The organism is Mesorhizobium montanum (assembly GCF_033977145.1).
GTDB lineage: Bacteria > Pseudomonadota > Alphaproteobacteria > Rhizobiales > Rhizobiaceae > Mesorhizobium > Mesorhizobium montanum.
The window spans coordinates 25,702-44,998 of the sequence record NZ_JAVIJF010000013.1 but is presented as its reverse complement, the minus strand read 5'-3'; the positions used below and the strand labels follow the sequence as shown (position 1 = coordinate 44,998).

16 protein-coding genes are annotated in these 19,297 nt (G+C 64.7%); 8 read left to right on the top strand and 8 right to left on the bottom strand.

Annotated elements, in window-relative coordinates; translation table 11 throughout:
- Nucleotides 1-80: 80 nt before the first annotated feature.
- The 4 genes from RFM68_RS18410 to RFM68_RS18395 all read left to right on the top strand — a co-directional run bounded on the left by RFM68_RS18410 (nt 81) and on the right by RFM68_RS18395 (nt 4,703).
- Nucleotides 81-1,055, top strand: coding sequence for a WD40 repeat domain-containing protein (locus tag RFM68_RS18410; protein WP_320234428.1), 975 nt, complete (start codon nt 81-83; stop codon nt 1,053-1,055).
- Nucleotides 1,056-1,158: 103 nt separating this feature from the next.
- Entirely contained in the window at nt 1,159-2,535 is a 1,377-nt protein-coding gene (locus tag RFM68_RS18405; protein ID WP_320234427.1) for an aspartate aminotransferase family protein, read from the top strand.
- 26 nt (nt 2,536-2,561) lie between these two features.
- Entirely contained in the window at nt 2,562-3,968 is a 1,407-nt protein-coding gene (locus RFM68_RS18400) for a glutamine synthetase family protein (RefSeq protein WP_320234426.1), read from the top strand.
- A gap of 63 nt (nt 3,969-4,031) precedes the next feature.
- Complete coding sequence (locus tag RFM68_RS18395; protein WP_320234425.1) at nt 4,032-4,703, top strand: UdgX family uracil-DNA binding protein; 672 nt, start codon at nt 4,032-4,034, stop codon at nt 4,701-4,703.
- Nucleotides 4,704-4,831: 128 nt separating this feature from the next.
- Here RFM68_RS18395 and RFM68_RS18390 read toward each other — a convergent pair whose 3' ends face one another.
- From RFM68_RS18390 to RFM68_RS18375, 4 genes are all read right to left on the bottom strand, one after another.
- Nucleotides 4,832-6,091, bottom strand: coding sequence for a glycerate kinase type-2 family protein (locus RFM68_RS18390; protein ID WP_320234424.1), 1,260 nt, complete (start codon nt 6,089-6,091; stop codon nt 4,832-4,834).
- On the bottom strand, nt 6,088-6,591 hold the full coding sequence (locus RFM68_RS18385) for a heme-degrading domain-containing protein (RefSeq protein ID WP_320234423.1): 504 nt from the start codon (nt 6,589-6,591) through the stop codon (nt 6,088-6,090). The genes RFM68_RS18390 and RFM68_RS18385 overlap by 4 nt, the downstream gene beginning before the upstream one ends.
- Before the next feature lie 75 nt (nt 6,592-6,666).
- On the bottom strand, nt 6,667-7,980 hold the full coding sequence (gene guaD, locus RFM68_RS18380) for a guanine deaminase (RefSeq protein ID WP_320234422.1): 1,314 nt from the start codon (nt 7,978-7,980) through the stop codon (nt 6,667-6,669).
- A gap of 2 nt (nt 7,981-7,982) precedes the next feature.
- The gene (locus RFM68_RS18375; RefSeq protein ID WP_320234421.1) at nt 7,983-9,209 is read right to left on the bottom strand and encodes a urate hydroxylase PuuD; all 1,227 of its coding nucleotides are present in this window, start codon (nt 9,207-9,209) and stop codon (nt 7,983-7,985) included.
- Nucleotides 9,210-9,346: 137 nt separating this feature from the next.
- On the opposite strand from RFM68_RS18375, the gene RFM68_RS18370 reads away from it, so the two are divergent.
- From RFM68_RS18370 to RFM68_RS18360, 3 genes are all read left to right on the top strand, one after another.
- Complete coding sequence (locus RFM68_RS18370; RefSeq protein WP_320234420.1) at nt 9,347-10,267, top strand: LysR family transcriptional regulator; 921 nt, start codon at nt 9,347-9,349, stop codon at nt 10,265-10,267.
- Nucleotides 10,268-10,697: 430 nt separating this feature from the next.
- Entirely contained in the window at nt 10,698-11,663 is a 966-nt protein-coding gene (locus RFM68_RS18365; protein ID WP_320234419.1) for an LLM class flavin-dependent oxidoreductase, read from the top strand.
- Nucleotides 11,660-12,910 (top strand): LLM class flavin-dependent oxidoreductase, encoded by a 1,251-nt coding sequence (locus RFM68_RS18360; RefSeq protein WP_320234418.1) that lies wholly within the window; start codon nt 11,660-11,662, stop codon nt 12,908-12,910. The genes RFM68_RS18365 and RFM68_RS18360 overlap by 4 nt, the downstream gene beginning before the upstream one ends.
- Nucleotides 12,911-12,915: 5 nt before the next feature.
- Here RFM68_RS18360 and RFM68_RS18355 read toward each other — a convergent pair whose 3' ends face one another.
- The gene (locus RFM68_RS18355; RefSeq protein WP_320234417.1) at nt 12,916-13,752 is read right to left on the bottom strand and encodes a PhzF family phenazine biosynthesis protein; all 837 of its coding nucleotides are present in this window, start codon (nt 13,750-13,752) and stop codon (nt 12,916-12,918) included.
- 219 nt (nt 13,753-13,971) lie between these two features.
- On the opposite strand from RFM68_RS18355, the gene dps reads away from it, so the two are divergent.
- The gene (dps, locus tag RFM68_RS18350) at nt 13,972-14,460 is read left to right on the top strand and encodes a DNA starvation/stationary phase protection protein Dps (protein WP_320234416.1); all 489 of its coding nucleotides are present in this window, start codon (nt 13,972-13,974) and stop codon (nt 14,458-14,460) included.
- A gap of 31 nt (nt 14,461-14,491) precedes the next feature.
- On the opposite strand, the gene xdhC is transcribed toward dps, so the two are convergent.
- From xdhC to xdhA, 3 genes are all read right to left on the bottom strand, one after another.
- A complete protein-coding gene (gene xdhC, locus RFM68_RS18345) occupies nt 14,492-15,394 on the bottom strand; it encodes a xanthine dehydrogenase accessory protein XdhC (RefSeq protein ID WP_320234567.1) in 903 nt (300 codons plus the stop codon).
- 62 nt (nt 15,395-15,456) lie between these two features.
- On the bottom strand, nt 15,457-17,820 hold the full coding sequence (gene xdhB / locus RFM68_RS18340) for a xanthine dehydrogenase molybdopterin binding subunit (protein ID WP_320234415.1): 2,364 nt from the start codon (nt 17,818-17,820) through the stop codon (nt 15,457-15,459).
- On the bottom strand, nt 17,820-19,295 hold the full coding sequence (xdhA, locus tag RFM68_RS18335; protein WP_320234414.1) for a xanthine dehydrogenase small subunit: 1,476 nt from the start codon (nt 19,293-19,295) through the stop codon (nt 17,820-17,822). The genes xdhB and xdhA overlap by 1 nt, the downstream gene beginning before the upstream one ends.
- Nucleotides 19,296-19,297 lie beyond the last annotated feature (2 nt).

The following is a 19,297-nucleotide window of genomic DNA, read 5'->3' as shown; positions in this document are numbered from 1 at the left end:
ACAGCGATTCCAAGCATGGGTTGAGACCTGCGGCTCGACCCCTTATGGGAATGCAGCAATCTCGAATGGACCAACCTATAATGCCGACCGTCGCCCCGCTTGATCTCGAAGGCCATTGTGTCGCGGCCGTCTTCCTCAATGATGTGCCGCATTTTGCTCTTGCCGATGGAGCGGTCCACCGGCTCGACAACGGCCAGAAGACGGTACAGGCCAATGACGGCCTGCTCGCCGCTTTCCATGATGCGGCCAACGACCTCCTGATCACCGGCGGCGAGGACGGCAAGGTGTTTGCCGTGAAGGCCGGCGGCGAAGTGAGCGAACTGGCCAGCGCCGGCAGGAAATGGATCACCAGCGTCGCAGCCGGACCGCAGGGCGCGATCGCCTATGCCTCCGGCAAGAACGCTTTCGTGCGTTTTGCCGACAGCAAGATCAAGGAATTCGTCCATCCGCGCTCAGTGGAGGGGCTGGCCTTTTCGCCCAAAGGCATGCGCTTCGGCGTTGCCCGCTATAATGGCGCGACGCTGCATTTCCCGGCCGCCGAGGGCAAGCCGGTCGAGCTCGAATGGGCCGGCGCCCATACCGGCATCATTTTTTCGCCGGACGGCGCCTTCCTGGTGACCACCATGCAGGAGAACGCTCTGCACGGCTGGAAACTTGCCGACGGCAAGCACATGCGCATGTCGGGCTATCCCGGTAAGGTCAAAAGCCTGTCCTGGAGCGTCAAGGGCAAGTGGCTGGCGAGCTCGGGCGCGCCGGCGGCGATCGTCTGGCCTTTCGCCGGCAAGGACGGGCCGATGGGTAAGGCGCCGCTGGAGCTCGGCACACGCGGCAACACGATGGTGACCTCAGTCGCCTGCCATCCGAGCCAGGATGTCGTGGCCATCGGCTATGAGGACGGCATGGTGATCGCGGCGCGCTTCGCCGACGCCAAGGAAGTGCTGCTGCGCCGCCCCGGCAAGGGCGCCATCACCGCGATGATGTGGGACAAGGAAGAGCGCCGCGTCGTGTTCGGCAGCGCGGCCGGCGATTGCGGCGTCATCGATATCACGGCATAGGCAGTAGGGAATAGGGCAGTAGGGCTTAGGGACGTCGGCGCCTACCGCCTACCGCCTACCGCCTACCGCCTACCGCCTACTGCCTACTGCCTGAGGGGCCTTCATGCATTCAATCGACCGGACTTCCATCGGCGGCATCGCTGCCGCCCGCATCGCCGAATTGCGCGACACGGAAGCGGCCGCCTTCCGCAAGGCGCGGCCGAAATCCGAGGCGAAGCTGGGGAACGGCATTGCCGGCTTCCTCGGCGGGGTGCCGATGCACTGGATGACCGACTGGCCAACACCGTTCCCGATCCTAGTCGACGGCGCGAAGGGCGCCACCATCACCGACATCGACGGCAACAGGCTTGACGATTTCTGCCTCGGCGACACCGGCTCGATGCTCGGCCATTCGCCGCCGGCGGTTGCCCGTGCGATCCGCCGCCAGTCCGGGCGCGGACTGACCTACATGCTGCCCAGCGAAGATGCGCTGGCGATCGGCCCGCTCCTGCAGCAGCGCTTCGGCCTGCCCTATTGGCAGATCGCCACGACCGCCACCGACGCCAACCGCTTCGCGCTGCGCGTCGCCCGCGCGGTGACGGGCCGCGAAAAGATCCTGGTCTTCAACGGCTGCTATCATGGCTCGGTCGACGAGACGATGGTGCGGTTGATCGAAGGCAGGCCGGTGAACCGACCGGGATTGGCCGGCGAGTTCCGCGATCTCACGCGAGCAACCAAGATCGTCGAGTTCAACGACATTGCCGCGCTCGAGGCCGCGCTGGCCGACCGCGACGTCGCATGCGTCATCACCGAGCCGGTGCTGACCAATTCCTGCATGGTGCTGCCGGAAACCGGCTTCCACGACGCGCTGCGGCGCCTGACCCGCGCGGCCGGCACGCTGCTGCTGATCGACGAGACGCACACGATTTCGACCGGGCCGGGTGGCTATACAGGCAAGCACGGGCTGGAGCCGGACCTGTTCGTGCTCGGCAAGCCGGTGGCGGGTGGCGTGCCGGCGAGCATCTGGGGCATGAGCGAGGAGGTCGCCATACGCTACGGCGCCTACAACCGGACCAAGGAGCCCGGCTATTCCGGCATGGGCACGACGCTGTCGGCCAACCCGCTGCAATTCGCGGCGATGCGGGCGACGCTGGAAGAAGTGATGACCGAGGAGGCCTATGCCCATATGGACCGGCTGGCGCGCCGGCTCGACGCGGGGCTGAGCGCGGTCATCGATCGAAACAGGCTGCCATGGCATGTCGCGCGGGTCGGGGCGCGCGTCGAATTCATCTGCGCGCCCGGGCCGCTGCAAAATGGCGGCGAGGCGGAGAGGGCGCATGCACCGGAGCTGGAAGCCGCCATACATGTCGCGCTGGTCAATCGCGGCGTGCTGATCGCACCGTTCCACAATATGATGCTGATCTCGCCGGCGACGACTTCAGCGCAAGTGAGCCGGCTGATCGCCGCCTTCGCCGCGGTTGCAGCCAAGCTTACGGCATGAGACAAGCAGTTGGAAGATTGGCGGCCATGGACAATCCGAACACCGTTGCGACCTCCCCTTCAGGCTCGACGCCCGCCGAGGCGAAGGCCTTTCTCGATGCGCATCCCGGGATCGAGGCGTTCGACATCGTGCTCACCGACGCCAACGGGATCGGCCGCGGCAAGATCGTGCGCCGGCACGAGCTGATGGGCATTTTCGAGCACGGCCGGCATCTGCCGATCTCGATCCTCGGCCTCGACATCACCGGCGAGGACGTGCACGAAACCGGGTTGGTGTGGGACACCGGCGACGGCGACCTGCGCGCATGGCCGATCCCCGGCACCCTGGTGCCGCTGCACGGCACCAGCCCGCCGCGCGGCCAGGTGCTGATGTCGATGCACCATCTCGACGGCAAGCCGATGACTTCCGATCCGCGACTGGTGCTGGCAAGGCAGGTGGAATTGCTGGCGGCGCGCGGCCTGCATCCGGCCGGCGCCTTCGAGCTCGAATTTTTCCTCCTTGCCAACGAGCGCGATGCCGACGGCAAGGTGCAGGCGGCGCGCGCGGTGCTCGACGGTCGCCGCTCGGCCAAGACGGAAGTCTATTCGGTCGACCATCTGCACGGTATGGAGCCGCTGTTTTCCGACATTTATGCGGCAGCCAAGGCGCAAGGCATTCCGGCCGAGACGGTCATTTCCGAATACGCGCCCGGCCAGTACGAGCTGACGCTCAACTACCGCAAGGACGTGATGCGGGCGGCCGACGACCTCGTCATGCTGAAGCGGCTGGTGCGGGCGCAGGCGCGCCGGCATGGCGTCACCGCCTGCTTCATGGCCAAGCCCATCGAGGCCTATGCCGGGTCGGGCATGCATTTCCACGTGTCGCTGCAGGACGATGCCGGCCGCAACGTCTTCACCGAGGCCGCCGGGGAAAAATGGTCGCCAAAGCTGCTCAACGCGCTCGGCGGCCTGATCAACACCATGGCGGAATCGATGCTGGTGTTTGCGCCGCACGCCAATTCGTGGCGACGCTTCGTCGCGCAATCCTACGCGCCGGTGGCGCCGAGTTGGGGCGTCAACAACCGCTCGGTGGCGCTGCGTGTGCCGGCGGGCGATGCCAAGAACCGTCGTATCGAGCACAGGCCGTCGGGCGTCGACGCCAATCCCTATCTGGTCGCGGCGACAGTGCTGGCCGGCATCGTCAAGGGCCTGGATGAGGGACTGGACCCCGGCCCCGAGACAACCGGCAATGGCTACGAGCAGGCAACGGAGAAATCGATCATGCCGGCCGACTGGCGCGCCGCGATCGAGGCGGCAAGGGCCTCGGATTTCCTGAAATCAGCGCTCGGTGTCGACCTGCACCGGACATTCGTCGCGATCAAGCAGGCGGAATATCTGCGCGTCGCACGCACCGTCAGCGAGCTGGATTACCATCTCTATCTGCACGAGGTGTGAAGCGCCGGCAGGAACCAACGACGATCTCGTCCATTCAAGAATCGAAGCGGACGAGGATGGACGATGGCTGGCACGGCTCCCCATGAGGTGAAGATGCCCGGCAGGCGCGCTCGGGCGGCACGCGCCGAACCGCCCCCGGACGACGCAGTGCCGATCGCCGAGTTGCGCGATGAGGCGGCGGCCTGCCGCCGCTGCCCGCTGTGGCGCAATGCGACGCAGACGGTTTTCGGCGAAGGGCCGGAAGACGCCGAGGTGATCTTCGTCGGCGAACAGCCGGGCGACCGGGAGGACCTCGCCGGCAAACCCTTCGTCGGGCCGGCGGGAAGAATGCTCGACGCCACATTGGAGGATGCCGACGTCGACCGCCGGAAGGTCTATGTCACGAACGCGGTGAAGCATTTCAAATTCGAGCCGCGCGGCAAGCGGCGCATCCATTCCAAGCCCAACGCCGGCGAGGTGCAGGCCTGCCGCTGGTGGCTGGACAAGGAGATCGGCCGGATCGGGCCCCGTCTTGCCGTGGCGCTTGGCGCGACGGCGGCGCAGTCCCTGCTTGGCAAGGCGATACCGGTGTTGAAGAGGCGCGGCGAGGTGATCGAGCGCGATGACGGCTTGCGCATCTTCATCACCATCCACCCCTCGCTTATCCTGCGCATCCGCGAGCAGGAGGACAAGGAGGCCGAGCGCGAGCGGTTTTTAAAGGATATGCGGACGGTGAGGGAGTTGATGGGGGCGTGACCGTTGTTCTGCGCGCCCAAGGAAGGGTTTGACGGATCCTCCTGTATGGAGGTCGCGCGGCCTTGGAGATTAGCCGAAACGCCCATCAGGTCGTCATCCTAGAATGACGACTTCCGTGGGGCTCCGCTCTACCTGATCAGAATTGCCCTCAGATCATTCACGTTCGTTCCGGTCGGCCCCGGCACGAAGAGATCGCCGACGGCGTTGAAGGCCGTCCAGGCGTTGTTGCCGGCGAGCATCGCCTTGGCGTCGACGCCGGCCGCGCGCATCCGCGGCACCGTCGAGTCGTCGGCGAAAGCGCCGGCATTATTTTCGGAACCGTCGATGCCGTCGGTGTCGGCGGCCAAAGCATGAATGCCGTCGATGCCGTCGATGCCGATGGCGAAGGCGAGCAGGAATTCCGAGTTGCGGCCGCCCTTGCCCTTGGCGCGCAATGTCACGGTGGTCTCGCCGCCGGACAGGATCAGCACCGGCTTGGTAAAGGGTCGGTTGCGCGTCGCCACTTCTCGGGCGATCGCGGCGTGGACGCCGCCGACCTCGCGCGCTTCGCCCTCGATCGCATCCGACAGGATGACGGCCTCGATGCCTTGCCGCTTTGCTTCGGCGGCGGCGGCTTCGAGCGACACGCCCGCCGAGGCGGTCAGGTGCACCTCATTGCCGGCGAAACGCGGATCGTCGGGACGGGGCGCGTCAGCGGCCGGCGACTGGATGTGCGCCATGACCGAGGCCGGGAGCTTCATCCCATAGGCAGCGATCGAGGCCAGCGCCTCCTCGCGACTGCCGATGTCGGGGACGGTCGGCCCCGATGCGACCAGCGCCGGATTGTCGCCAGGAATGTCGGAAACGACCAGCGACACCACCCGCGCCGGATGCGCCGCGGCGGCAAGGCGGCCGCCCTTTATGGTCGAGACATGCTTGCGGATGGTGTTCATCGCCGCGATCGGCGCGCCGGAGGCGAGCAGCGCCTCGTTGACGGCGATCTCGTCGGCTAGAGTCAGGCCGGGAGCAGGCGACGGCAGCAAAGCCGAGCCGCCGCCCGATATCAGCGCCACCACCAGATCGTCCGATGTCAGACCTTGCACCTTCTCCAGCAAGCGGCGCGATGCCTCGAGGCCGGCGGCGTCCGGCACCGGGTGCGCCGCCTCGATGATCTCGATACGCTCGCATCTGGCACCATAGCCGTAGCGGGTGACGACCAGGCCGTCGATCGGCCCCTTCCAGGCCTTCTCGAACGCGGCCGCCATCTGTGCCGAGCCCTTGCCCGCGCCGATGACGATGGTGCGGCCCTTCGGCTTTGCCGGCAAATGATCGCGGATCGTCTTTTCCGGATCGGCTGCGGCGACGGCGGCGTTGAAGATCGAAACGAGGAAGCTTCTCGGGTCGGTCATTTTTCTTCCGGTGGCAGCGCGAGCCCGCTCGCATCGATGCCAAGATGGGCGCAAAGCGCATCGACGACGACGCCATGGTCGTCGCGCTCCGGCAGACCGGAGACAGCGATGACGCCGACGACGCCGGCGCCCTTGACGGTGACGGGGAAGCCGCCGCCGGCCAGCACATAGTCGGCAATGTCCAGCGCCTCGCCAACCTTGAAGGTGCGGTCAGGGCGCTGCTGCTCCAGCACCAGCCGATAGGTGCTTCTCAGATAGCGCCTCACGACATTGATCTTGCGCCGTGCCCAGTCCGGATTGGAAGCGTTGGAGCCCGGCATCGCGGCATAGAACAGCGGCCGGTCGAAGGTCCTGATATCGACGATAACAGGCAGGTTTTCCTTAAGCGCGCGGTCCCTGATGGCGGAACCGATCTTGAAGGCGACGGCTTCGTCGAAGGCCGGGAAGACCAACTCGGCTTCCTGTTTCTTGATCAGAGCGATGTCGTCGGCGGCAGCCATGGCGTTCCCCTGTCAGCGTTGAGGCACGATTTGGCCGATGACTGACGCCGGGTCAAGTGAAGAGCCCATCAAAGCTCACGCAACTATCGCGCTCTTCGCCGGCCGGCCCGCCACATAGACTTCGCGCACGGCACGATCATCGCCCAGCGTCTGCAGCAGGAACAGTTCCTCGGCCAGCGTCTCCACCGTCTCCATCCTGAGCCGCATTCCCGGCGTCGCCTGGGCGTCGAGCACGACGATGTCGGCATCGGTGCCCTCCTCCAGCGTGCCGACCTTGCCGGCCACCGACAGCGCCTCGGCATTGCCGCGTGTCAGCTGCCAGAAGGACTGGAACGGGTTCAGCTTCTCGCCGTTCAGCGCGATCACCTTGTAGCCCTCGTCCATGGTGCGCAGCATCGAATAATTGGTGCCGCCGCCGACATCGGTAGCGGCCGCAATGCGCAACGGCTTTTCGCGCCGGCGATAACGCTGGTAGTCGAACAGGCCTGAGCCGAGGAAAAGATTCGAGGTCGGGCAGAACACCGCGACCGAACCCGACTGCGACAGTGCGTCCGCCTCGCGTTCCGACAAATGGATGCAGTGGCCGAACAGGCTCTTTTTGCCGAGCAGGCGGTAGTGCTCATAAACGTCCGTGTAGTCGCGCGACCAGGGATAGAGTTCCTCGGTGAAGGCGATCTCGGCGTGGTTCTCCGACAGATGCGTCTGCATGTGCAGATCGGGATGCTCGCGGCAGAGCGCGCCGGCCATCTCCATCTGCTCGGGCGAGGAGGTGATGGCGAAGCGCGGGGTGATGGCGTAGAGCTGGCGGCCCTTGCCGTGCCATTCCGCGATCAACGCCTTGCTGTCGTCATAGCCGGTCTGCGGCGTGTCGAGCACGCCGTCCGGCGCGTTGCGGTCCATCATCACCTTGCCGGCGATGTTGAGCATGTTACGCTCATGCGACTCGGCGAAGAAGGCTTCGGCGGAAGACTTGTGCACCGAGCAATAGGCGGCGACTGTCGTCGTGCCGTGGCGCAGCATCTCATCGAGGAACAGCCTGGCGATGCGGCGGCTGTGCTGCGCGTTCTGGAATTTCTTTTCTTCCGGAAAGGTGTATCTGTTCAGCCAGTCGAGCAGTTCGGCACCGTAAGAGGCGATGATCTGCATCTGCGGAAAATGCGCATGCGCGTCGATGAAGCCCGGCAGGATAAGATGCGGGCGATGGTCGATCGTCTCGACGCCCGCGCCCCCCTTCTTCGAGACATCCACATAGGAACCGGCGGCAATGATCTTGCCATCGTCGATCAATAGCCCGCCATCCTCCTCGAAGCGCCAGGCGGAATGGTCGTCGATGGTTTCGGGCCAGCGCAGGAAAGACAGCGTGCGGCCACGCAGAAGTTTCAATGTCATGCTTATTTTCCGGCGCCTTCGAACCAGGCGACCAGAAGGGCGCGTTCCTGGTCGGTGATCTGGGTGATATTGGCGGGCGGCATGGCATGCGCCCGGCCGGCCTGGATATAGATCTCGCGGGCATGCTCGGCGATGCGCTCATCGGTATCGAGCAGCACGCCCTTCGGCGCGTGGTAGATGCCCTCATAGGCCGGCTCTTGCGTATGGCACATGGAGCAGCGGCCGAGCACGGTGTCGCGCACGGCCGGGAAATGCGCCGAAGCGATATAGACCTGCGCGGCGGCGGATGCGGCTGAGATCTTCGGCTCGCCGGTCAGCACCCTCGGCACGGTCGACAGCCAGATGATGATCATGAACAGCACGGCAGCACCCAGCCAGGTCCAGGTCGGGTTGCCTTTGCGCGCATGCACCGTGTTGAAATAGTGCCTGATCAAGACGCCGATGATAAAGACCAGCGAGGCGATGACCCAGTTGAACTGCGTGCCGAAGGCCAGCGGATAGTGGTTCGACAGCATCAGGAACAGGACCGGCAAGGTCAGGTAGTTGTTATGCAGCGACCGCTGCTTGGCGATCTTGCCGTATTTCGGGTCCGGCTTGCGGCCGGCGATCAGGTCGGCGACGACGATCTTCTGGTTGGGGATGATGACCATGAAGACATTAGCCGACATGATCGTGGCGGTGATGGCGCCGAGATGCAGGAAGGCGGCGCGGCCGGTGAAGAGATGGGTCAGCCCCCAGGCGATGAACACCAGCACGCAGTAGAGCACCAGCATCAGCCCGGTGTCGCTTTTGCCCAGCGGCGAGCGACACAGCAGATCGTAGACGATCCAGCCGATGCCGATGGTGGCCATCGACAGCAGGATACCGACCGGCACCGAGATGTTGAGCACGTTGGGATCGATCAGGAAGAGATCGGCGCCGGCATAATAGACCACGCACAGCATGGCGAAGCCCGACAGCCAGGTGGCATAGGATTCCCATTTGAACCAGGTGAGGTGCTCCGGCATCTCGGCCGGCGCCACCAGATACTTCTGGATGTGGTAGAAACCACCGCCATGCACCTGCCATTCCTCGCCGAAGGCGCCGGCGGGCAGGCCGGGGCGCTGGCGCAAGCCGAGATCGAGGGCGACGAAATAGAAGGACGAGCCGATCCAGGCGATGCCGGTAATGACATGCAGCCAGCGGACGGCGAAACTCAGCCAGTCCCAGAAAATCGCGAAATCCATCATTGAGATCGTCCCTGCCGATTGGGTGACTTTACGGTCTGGAGCGCAAACGGAAAGAGGCGAGGTGCGCGATGACTTTCAAAAAAAAATGGAAAATAATAGGTTCATCTCACGCAGCCGTTTGAGAGCCACGAAATCCAATGGCCTATCTCGACAATATCGCCGTCTTCGTCCGCGTCGTCGAGCTCGGCAATCTGTCGGCCGCAGGGCGTGACATGCGCCTTTCGCCGGCGGTTGCCTCCAACCGCATCAAGGAACTGGAGAAGCATCTTGGGGTCAGGCTGTTCAACCGCACGACAAGGCAGTTGATGCCGACCGAGCATGGCACGGTGTTCTATACCGGCGCCAAGCAGGTCCTGGACGCGATCACTGAGGCGGAAGCCGCGGTCGCCGCGCTTTCCGGCCAGCCGCGCGGCACCATCAGGGTAACCGCGCCGCTTGGCCTCGGCCGGCGGCTGATTGCCTCCGGCATTCCGGATTTCCACGACCGGTATCCGGATATCGAAGTGCGGCTCAGGCTCTCCGACCACAATGTCGATATCATGAAGGAAGGCATCGACGTCGCCTTCCGGCTCGGCATCATCGAGGATTCGAGCCTCAGGATGCGCGGCCTCATGGAATGCGAGCGGGTCCTGGTGGCAGCACCGAAGTACCTCGAGGCCCGCGGCGAACCGGCCGAGCCGCAGGAACTGATCGGCAAGAAGCACGATTGCCTGATGCTGCGCTATGCCGGCGCGCGCGAATATGTCTGGACGCTGCAGACGCCGAACGGCCCGCAGAAATTCGAGGTGCACGGCCCCTACGACACCGATGACGGCGACGTGCTGACCGGCTGGGCACTGTCGGGGCGCGGCATCATCAACAAGCCACGTTTCGAGGTCGAGCCGTTCATCCGCGACCGTCGGCTGAAAGTGATCCTGCCCCGGACACCGCCGACGCCGGTGCAATTCGCCGCCGTCTATCCGCACAAGAAATTGCAGGATCCCAAAGTGCGGCTGCTGCTCGACTTCATGGCCGAGCGCTGCCAGCGGCTGATCAAGGACATCTTGGCCGGCAAGTAGGGGGTCGGTGGCGTTGCGTCGCGATTGGCCGAAGCCTCCGTGACGTCGTCATCCACGGGCGGAGCGGCGCGAAGCGGAGCGCAGACCCAAGGATCCATTCCGTGACTTTAATCGTAGGGTGCTGCGGAGCAGAATTCCGCACCGTCGCAACGCTTTGAAGTCACGGAATGGATTCTATGGTCTGCGCCGCGTCACTTCGCTCCTTGCTCCGCCATGGAATGACGACACGACGGACGTTCAGGCTAATCGCCGAAGTATGTGGCCGCCAACGCAGCATCCGGGCCGTCAAAACCTCTACCTCGAGGCACGCGACGGCTGGCCGGCATGTGACAGCCTGGTGGCCCACTTGGTCCCGTTGCCTTACGCGAAGGCGGGCCTAGGTTGGTGGCCAGACGACTGCCCTATTTTAAAGGAAGCCGAAGGGCGCACTATGCATCTCGCCATTTCGCTCGACATCGCCGACGACGACGGACAAGACATCCTGGACTTCGGCCAGATCAGCGCCTTCGTGCGGAACCTGGAAGCGGCGGGCGTCGACATGGTTATCATTTCCGACTCCACCGACGCGCCGTCGACCAGCCCGTTCGAAGCGACCACCCTCATTGCCGCGCTGGCGACCGTGACGGAGAAGATCGGCCTCGTCGCCAGCGCCTCGACGCTCGCGCACCAGCCCTACAATCTGGCGCGGCGGTTTGCTTCGCTCGACATCATCAGCCACGGCCGTATCGGCTGGAATGCAACGATGGCGCAGAACCCGCGCGAGGCGGCGAATTTCAGCCGCTCGGAAGGTTTTTCCGACGAAGATTTTCGCCGCCGCGCGGCAGAATATATCGGCATCGTCCAGGGGCTATGGCGAAGCTGGGACACGGACGCCTTGCTGTTCGACAAGGCGGGCGGCCGGTTCCACGATCCCGACAAGATGCATTTCCTCGACCACAAGAGCGAATTCTTCTCGGTGCGCGGGCCGCTGAACATCGCCCGCTCGCCGCAGGATACGCCGGTGCTGGTCATGTCCGGACTGGTGGAAGCGGAATTCGATTTTGCGGCCCGCTTCGCCGACATCGCGCTGCTTGACGCCGTATCACTGGCAAACGCGAAGGCCGCTTGCGACGACCTGAAACGCCGGGCGGCCACCGCCGGACGCGGGCCGAACGCGCTCAAGACATTGGCGACCCTCCAGGCGGGGCCCGAGATCGGCACCGACAGGCTGGACCACTTGCTTACAGCGCAAGGCTGCGACGGCCTCAACTTTGCTTTGCCGGCCGATCTTTCGGCACTCGACGACTTCACCGATCGCATCCTGCCGAACCTTCGTCGCCACAACCCCGCCCGCTCCGCTCATGCCGGGGCAACGCTGCGCGACCATCTCGGACTCGGCGCGGGAGGCGAGAGATGAGCGCGCGCCAGATGAAGCTCGGCTTGTTCCTGTGGGCGACCGGCCACCACATCGCCGCCTGGCGCCATCCGGACGCATATGTGACGGCCGGCATCGATATCGAGCATTACATCCAGTTAGCCCGTACAGCCGAAGCGGCGAAGTTCGACATGGTGTTCTGCGAGGACGCCGCCGGCCTGCGCGAGGCCAATATCAACATCGCCAGCCAGACTTCCCGCTCGATCGGCTTCGAGCCGATCAGCCTGCTTTCGGCGCTTGCCGCCCAGACCGGGCGCATCGGCCTCGTTTCGACGGCATCGACGAGCTACAACGAACCCTATGGGCTGGCCCGCATGTTCGCCTCGCTCGACAATCTGAGCGGCGGGCGCGCCGGCTGGAACCTGGTGACTTCGGCAAGCCCCATCGAAGCGGCGAATTTCGGCGCGACGGGGCTAAGAGCGCATGCCGATCGTTATGCTCGGGCGCGCGAGTTCGCCACGGTGATCACCGGCCTGTGGAACCGGCGCGCTGCCGGCCATGACGGCGAGAGCTTTTTGGTGCGCGATCCGCTCGATATCCCGCCTTCGCCGCAGGGCGCGCCGGTGATGGTGCAGGCCGGCGCCTCCGACGACGGCAAGGATCTCGCCGCGCGAACCGCCGATGTCGTGTTTTCGGCGGCACAGACTTTCGAGGAAGCAAAGGCTTTCTATGACGACCTGAAGAGCCGCTTGGCCGCCTATGGCCGCCAACCGGACGATGTGAAGATCATGCCCGGCGTGGCGCCGATCGTAGCCGCCTCAAAAGCCGAAGCGCAGGCAAAATACGATGCGCTGCAGGAATTGATCCCCGATGACGTCGGCGTGGCGCTGCTCTCCAGCTATCTCAGCATCTCCGATCTTGGGCGCTATCCGATCGACGGGCCGTTGCCGGAACTGCCGGAGAGCGAAGGTATGAAAAGCCGGCAGGCGCTGGTCATCGAGCAGGCGCGCCGCGACGGGCTCTCGATCCGTGAGCTTGCGCGTTATTTTGCCGGCGCACGCGGCCACTGGCGGGTTGTCGGCACGGCCGAGCAAATTGCCGACGAATTGCAGGCGCGTTTCGAAGACGGCGCTGCCGACGGTTTCAACGTCATGCCATCCTGGTTCCCGGGCGAGCTCGATGCCTTTGCGAGGCTGGTCGTGCCGGAGCTGCAGCGGCGCGGGTTGTTTCGCAAGGAGTATGAAGGCCGCACGCTGCGCGATCACCTCGGCCTCAAGCGGCCTGGGTAAAGTGCTCAGCCTTCATCCATCAGCCGGGCGGCGCCAGATACTCTGATCGAGCTGCCGGGCGCTGGCGGAATGTCGGCATGGAGGCGCGAACGCATGCCCATATCCTCGCCCTGGACGATGTCGATCGCGCCGCCATGCGGCCAGCCGAGATCGCGCAGATAGCCGGCAAAGGCCGCCGTCGCCGCTCCCGTCGCCGGATCCTCGTAGACGCCGCCGGAAGCGAAGGGATTGCGGGTATGGAAGAGGCGCGGCGTGTCGGCATAGGCCAGCAGGATCGTGACCAGGCCTTCGCGCCGCATGAAGGCCTGACCCTGCTTCAGGTCATAGGCCATGGCGGCCAACGCTTCGCGTGACTTCAGCGCCAGCACGAGGTGATCGGCGCCGCCATGGATGAGCGCCGGCGGGATAGCCGGATCGAGATGGCTTGGCTGATAGCCAAACAGGGCCAGCGCCTCACCGGCCAGTTCCGACGAAGCTTGCCGGCTGCGCGTCGGTGGCGATTGCAGCGCGGCGGCGAAATTGGCGCCATCGCGAAAACCTTCGACAGTGATGTCGGCCTGATTGAGGGTCAGCTTGAAAATCCCGTCGCCGAACTTTCTGACCAGCGCCGCACCCAGCGCAATGGTGGCGTGGCCGCAGAACGGAACTTCCGATTCCGGTGAGAAATAGCGGACGCGCCAGCCATCGCCGGCGGGCGCGGCGAAGGCGGTTTCCGAAAAGCCGACTTCGGCCGCGACGCGCTGCATGTCGGCGGCATCGGGGAGAACATCGCCAAGCACCACGCCGGCCGGGTTGCCGCCGGTGTTGCCATCCGAAAAGGCCGCTATCCGCAAAACATCCATGTTGCTTGCCTCGTTGACCAGGCGCGCAACAAACACGTTCCGGAGCGGTTTGGGAAACGAAGAAAGCGACAATCAGCCGTGAGCGCCGCTCACACCTGCGGCGGGGCTGGTGCTCTTCGATCCGGCTCGGAACGAAACTTGGCTCATCGCCGTTTTGACGGTTGGCGGTCGCTCAGGCCGCCTCCTCAGCCAATCGACGCAGCGCGACAGGAGCCGACCATGGACGCCATCGTCACCAAGAACGACCTCAAATCCGATGCCAAGAAGGAATCGATCGATCTTCTCAACGCCAGGCTTGCCGACGCCATCGACCTGGCGCTGATCACCAAGCAGGCGCATTGGAACGTCAAAGGCCCGCAGTTCATCGCCATCCATGAAATGCTGGACGAATTCCGCGAGGAGATCGACGGCCATGTCGACATCGTCGCCGAACGGGCCGTCCAGCTTGGCGGCACCGCGCACGGCACGTCGCAGGACGTGGCGAAGGCGACCAGGCTGAAGCCTTATCCGACCGACATCCACAAGACCAAGGATCATCTGGCGGCGCTGATCGACCGCTATGCCGCGGCCGCCAAGCTGACGCGCGACGCGATCGACGAGGCTGACGACGCCGGCGATCGCGACACCGCCGATATTTTTACCGCCTATTCGCGCTCGCTGGACAAGCTCTTGTGGTTCCTCGAAGCGCACACGCAGGAAAAGGAATAGCCAAGCGGGTACTCTTGCATGGCCGGCTAAGTTAGCCGGCCATCGCCTTTTCGGGCGTAGCCGAAGCTGTCGGCCGGACGGCGTGCGACACCAGCGCGGTCATGATCTCGGCGGCGGCGAGGGCTGCGATCACCTGTGGGCGCTTGTCCTTCACCGCATTGCCGCCGATCGGCGAGACGAGCCGGCCGAACTGCGCTTGGCTGCCCTCGGCGGATTTCAGGAACCAGTTCCTGAAGGTCGCCTTCTTGGTCTTCGAGCCGATCATGCCGACATAGGCGGCATCGTCACGCTTCAGCGCCTCGGCGACGATCAGGAAATCCAGCGCATGGTCGTGGGTGAGGATGGCGAAGGCCGATCCCGCCGGCGCCTCGCGCAGCACGGCTTCGGGCATCGGCGTCAGCCGCGTCTCGACCTTTTCCGGCATGCCTTCCAGCGCATCCGCTCGCGTCTCGACGACGATGACGTGGATCGGCAGCAGCGCCAGCGACGCGGCCAGCGCCTGTCCGACATGGCCGCCGCCGAAGAGATAGACATGCGGAAGGTGCGCTTCCTCGGATTCAGCGTTGGCGATCAGTTCCTGTTCGATTGGCTGGTCGACGAGGCGGATCAGCAACTCCACGCGACCGCCACAGCACTGGCCGATCTCCGGTCCGAGCGGCACGTCGAGCGTGGCACAGACCTCGCCGACCTCGATGCGGGCTTCCTTATCTTTTCCCTTGTGAGGAGATAAGGGTCGCAGCATCTGCCGCGCCTTGTCGATCGCCATATATTCGAGTTGGCCGCCGCCGATGGTGCCGAAAATGGCCGATGCCGACACGAGCATGAAGGCGCCGGCCTCGCGCGGCGTCGAACCCTTCGTCGCCGCCACTTCGACCAATGCGGCCCGGCCGGCCCGGCCGAGGAATTCCTTCAACTCTTGCACTTTCGAGTTCATCATCTGCATTTCCACTTGGGAAATATAGCGTTTTGCATCCCGATTTGCACGTTTTGGCCTGTTCAGGCCGGCTTTGCGGCTTCCCGCTTCAATCGCTCGATCGCCATCAGCACCCGCTCCGGTGTCGCCGGCGCGTCGAGGCGCGGGCAGATCTTGTGGTCGGCGACGCTCGCAACCGCATCCGACAGCGCATGCAGCACCGACATGCCGTGCGGCAAGGGCGGCTCGCCCACCGCCTTGGAACGGTGGATGGTCGGCTCATAAGCCGACGACCAATCGGTCAGCTTGACGTTGAAGATTTTTGGACGATCGGAGGCAAGCGGGATCTTGTAGGTCGACGGCGCGTGCGTGCGCAGCCGGCCGCTATTGTCCCACCAGAGCTCCTCCGTCGTCAGCCAGCCCATGCCCTGGATGAAGCCGCCCTCGATCTGGCCGAGGTCGATCGCCCGGTTCAGCGAGCGGCCGGCGTCGTGCAGGATGTCGGTGCGCTCGACGACATATTCGCCGGTCAGCGTGTCGACCGAGACCTCCGAGCAGGCCGCGCCATAGGCGTAATAATAGAAGGCATGGCCGCGGCCCTTGCTGCGGTTCCAATGGATCTTCGGCGTCTTGTAGAAGCCGGCCGCCGAGAGCTGGATGCGGGCGATATAGGCCTGCTTGACCAGATCGTTGAACGCCACTTCCTGATTGCCGACACGCACGCGATTGGGCAGGAAGACGATCTGGTCGAGCGGCACCTGGTACTTTTCCGCAGCGAAATCGGTCAGCCGCTTGCGGATCTGGCGGGCGGCATCCTGCGCCGCCATGCCGTTGAGGTCGGCGCCCGAGGATGCGGCCGTCGGCGAGGTGTTCGGCACCTTGGCGGTGGTGGTCGCGGTGATCTTGACGCGGTCGAGATCGATCTGGAATTCCTCGGCGACGACCTGCGCGACCTTGAGGTGCAAGCCCTGGCCCATCTCGGTGCCGCCATGGTTCATATGCACCGAACCATCAGCATAGACATGCACCAGCGCGCCTGCCTGGTTGGCCTCGGTCTTGGTGAAGGAAATGCCGAATTTCACCGGCGTTAGCGCCAGCCCGCGCTTGATGAAGCGGCTGTTGGCGTTGAAGGCGCTGATCTCGCGGCGGCGGCGCGCATAGTTCGCGCTCTCCTCCAGCTCCGCCACGATGCGCTGGATGATGTTGTCTTCAACCCTCTGGTGATAGGGCGTGAAGCAGCGATCGCCGATCGCCTCCATCGGGTCGTAAAAGTTCAGCTTGCGGATTTCGAGTGGATCCTTGCCGACGGCGAAGGCGACCTCGTCGATGACGCGCTCGGCGCCGACCATGCCCTGCGGCCCGCCGAAGCCGCGGAAGGCGGTGTTGGAGACGGTGTTGGTGTAGAGCGGCACCGACTTTGCGTGCACCGCCGGATAGAAATAGGCGTTGTCGCAATGGAACAGCGCGCGGTCGCCGACCGGGCCGGACAGATCGGCGGAAAAGCCGCAGCGCAGCGCATAGGTGAAGTCGACGCCGAGGATGTTGCCCTCGTCGTCGAAACCGACCTCATAGTCGATGGCGAAGTCATGCCGCTTGCCGGTGGCGGTCATGTCCTCGTCGCGGTCGAGCCTGACCTTCACCGCGCGCTTCAGCTTCTTGGCGGCAATCGCGGCGATCGCCGCGCTTTGATTGGCCTGTGTTTCCTTGCCGCCGAAGCCGCCACCCATGCGGCGCACTTCCACGGTCACCGCATGGCTCGGCACACCGAGTGCATGCGCGACCAAATGCTGCGTTTCGCTCGGCCCCTGTGTCGAGCAATAGACGATGACCTCGTCGTCCTCGCCGGGAATGGCGAGCGAGACCTGGCCCTCGAGATAGAAATGGTCCTGGCCGCCGAGCCACATGCGGTTCTTGATGCGGCGGGGAGCCGCCGCGATCGCCGCCGCGGCATCGCCGCGCTTCAGGATCAGCGGCGTGGTGACCTGCTTGTCCTTGGCCGGGTCGAGGTCCCAGATGTCGATGACCGCCGGAAGCTCGTCATATTCGATCCTGGCCAAACGGGCGGCGCGGCGCGCCTCTTCGCGCGTCTCGGCAACCACGGCGAAGATCGGCTGTCCATAAAACTGCACCTTGCCTTCGGCAAGCACCGGATCGTCATGCATGTTGCTTGGCGAAACATCGTTCTCGCCGGGAACGTCGGCATAGGTCAGCACATCGACGACGCCCGTCGCCGCGCGCACAGCCGACAGGTCGACGCTCTTCAGGGTGCCATGCGCGAACTTGGACAGGCCGAGGCCAACATGCAGCGTGCCGGCCGGCTCGGGCATGTCGTCGATATAGACGGCGGTGCCGCTGACATGCTTGTGCGCGGAATCGTGGCGCTGGTCGGTGGCGACGCCGCCGACGATCTTCTCGGCCTTGAGATTGGAAGTGGCGTGCTTGTTCATCAGGCCGCCTCGTCACGTGACACCTGGAACGGCGCCTTCGTTCCCGTCGTCTCGACATAAAAGCGCAGCAGGAGGTTCTTTGCCGCCAGCGCCCGGTATTCGGCGGTCGCCCGCATGTCTGTCAGCGGCGTGAAATCCTTGACGTATTCGGCCATCGCTGCCTCCACCGTCGCTTCGCTCCAAACCTTGCCGATCAGTGCCTGTTCAACCGCCGTAGCGCGCTTCGGCGTTGCCGCCATGCCGCCATAGGCAATGCGGATGCCGGCCACGGTGCCGTCCTTGGCCAGGGTCAGATGGAAAGCGCCGAGCGTCGCGGTGATGTCCTCGTCGCGGCGCTTGGTGACCTTGTAGACGGCAAACTTTTCCCCACTAGCCGGCACCGGAACATGCACCGCCTCGACGAATTCGCCGGGCTGACGATCCTGCTTGCCATAGGCAATGAAGAAGGTTTCGAGCGGAATGGTGCGGCGAGCACTGCCTTTGCGCAGGGTCAGCCGGGCGCCTAGCGCGATGAGCGGCGGCGGCATGTCGCCGATCGGCGAGCCATTGGCGATGTTGCCGCCGATCGTGCCCATATTGCGCACCTGCTCGCCGCCGATGCGGTCACACAGCGGCCCCAACGCCGGTACGTGCTTCGACAGGGTGTCGAAGGCCTCCGTATAGGTGACGCCGGCGCCAATTGTGATCACGCCATCTTTCTGCGACGTCTCACGCAGGCCGTCGAGGCCGCCGATGAAGATCGCCGGCGAGATGTCGCGCATATGCTTGGTGACCCACAGGCCGACATCGGTCGAGCCGGCAACGATGGTTGCGCCCGGCTCCTTCTCGAGCACGGCGGCGAAATCGTCGACATCGGCCGGCACGATCAGCCGTGCCTTGTCCGGCCCGATTTCGACCCTGGCGCCGTCGCGCATTGCCTTCAGCCGCGCGGTGATGCCCTTGCGCTCCACCGCCAGCGGGTCCTTAGCTGCCTTGCCGTAGCTCGAAATGGCGTGCGCGGCGCGCATGATCGCTTCGTAGCCGGTGCAGCGGCAGAGATTGCCCTGCAGCGCCTTCTCGATCGCGGCGTTCGACGGGTCGGGCGTCTTCATCCAGAGCCCGTAGAGCGACATGATGAAGCCCGGCGTGCAGAAGCCGCATTGCGAGCCATGGAAATCGACCATTGCCTGCTGCACTGGATGCAGCTTGCCGGCCTCGCCGCGCAGATGCTCTACGGTGACGACATGGGTGGCGTCGAGCGAGCCCATGAAGCGGATGCAGGCATTGACGCTTTCGTAGACGAGGCCTTCGACGGAAAGCCTGCCGACCAGCACCGTGCAGGCGCCGCAGTCGCCCTCGGCGCAGCCTTCCTTGGTGCCGCGCAGCGAACGGTTGAGCCGCAGCCAGTCGAGCAAGGTCGCATCGGGCGCGACGTCTCTCAGAGCCACGTCGCTGCCATTCAGGATAAAGCGTATCTCGTTGCGGGTCTCTGCCATGT

Bases quoted from the DNA above. Each gene is read 5' to 3' on its own strand.
- RFM68_RS18360 (WP_320234418.1), top strand. From the start codon at position 11,660: ATGAGCGCGCGCCAGATGAAGCTCGGCTTGTTCCTGTGGGCGACCGGC.
- xdhB (WP_320234415.1), bottom strand. From the start codon at position 17,820: ATGAACAAGCACGCCACTTCCAATCTCAAGGCCGAGAAGATCGTCGGC.
- RFM68_RS18405 (WP_320234427.1), top strand. From the start codon at position 1,159: ATGCATTCAATCGACCGGACTTCCATCGGCGGCATCGCTGCCGCCCGC.
- RFM68_RS18370 (WP_320234420.1), top strand. From the start codon at position 9,347: ATGGCCTATCTCGACAATATCGCCGTCTTCGTCCGCGTCGTCGAGCTC.
- xdhA (WP_320234414.1), bottom strand. From the start codon at position 19,295: ATGGCAGAGACCCGCAACGAGATACGCTTTATCCTGAATGGCAGCGAC.
- RFM68_RS18395 (WP_320234425.1), top strand. From the start codon at position 4,032: ATGGCTGGCACGGCTCCCCATGAGGTGAAGATGCCCGGCAGGCGCGCT.
- RFM68_RS18355 (WP_320234417.1), bottom strand. From the start codon at position 13,752: ATGGATGTTTTGCGGATAGCGGCCTTTTCGGATGGCAACACCGGCGGC.
- xdhC (WP_320234567.1), bottom strand. From the start codon at position 15,394: ATGAACTCGAAAGTGCAAGAGTTGAAGGAATTCCTCGGCCGGGCCGGC.
- RFM68_RS18400 (WP_320234426.1), top strand. From the start codon at position 2,562: ATGGACAATCCGAACACCGTTGCGACCTCCCCTTCAGGCTCGACGCCC.
- RFM68_RS18390 (WP_320234424.1), bottom strand. From the start codon at position 6,091: ATGACCGACCCGAGAAGCTTCCTCGTTTCGATCTTCAACGCCGCCGTC.
- RFM68_RS18365 (WP_320234419.1), top strand. From the start codon at position 10,698: ATGCATCTCGCCATTTCGCTCGACATCGCCGACGACGACGGACAAGAC.
- guaD (WP_320234422.1), bottom strand. From the start codon at position 7,980: ATGACATTGAAACTTCTGCGTGGCCGCACGCTGTCTTTCCTGCGCTGG.
- RFM68_RS18410 (WP_320234428.1), top strand. From the start codon at position 81: ATGCCGACCGTCGCCCCGCTTGATCTCGAAGGCCATTGTGTCGCGGCC.
- RFM68_RS18375 (WP_320234421.1), bottom strand. From the start codon at position 9,209: ATGATGGATTTCGCGATTTTCTGGGACTGGCTGAGTTTCGCCGTCCGC.
- RFM68_RS18385 (WP_320234423.1), bottom strand. From the start codon at position 6,591: ATGGCTGCCGCCGACGACATCGCTCTGATCAAGAAACAGGAAGCCGAG.
- dps (WP_320234416.1), top strand. From the start codon at position 13,972: ATGGACGCCATCGTCACCAAGAACGACCTCAAATCCGATGCCAAGAAG.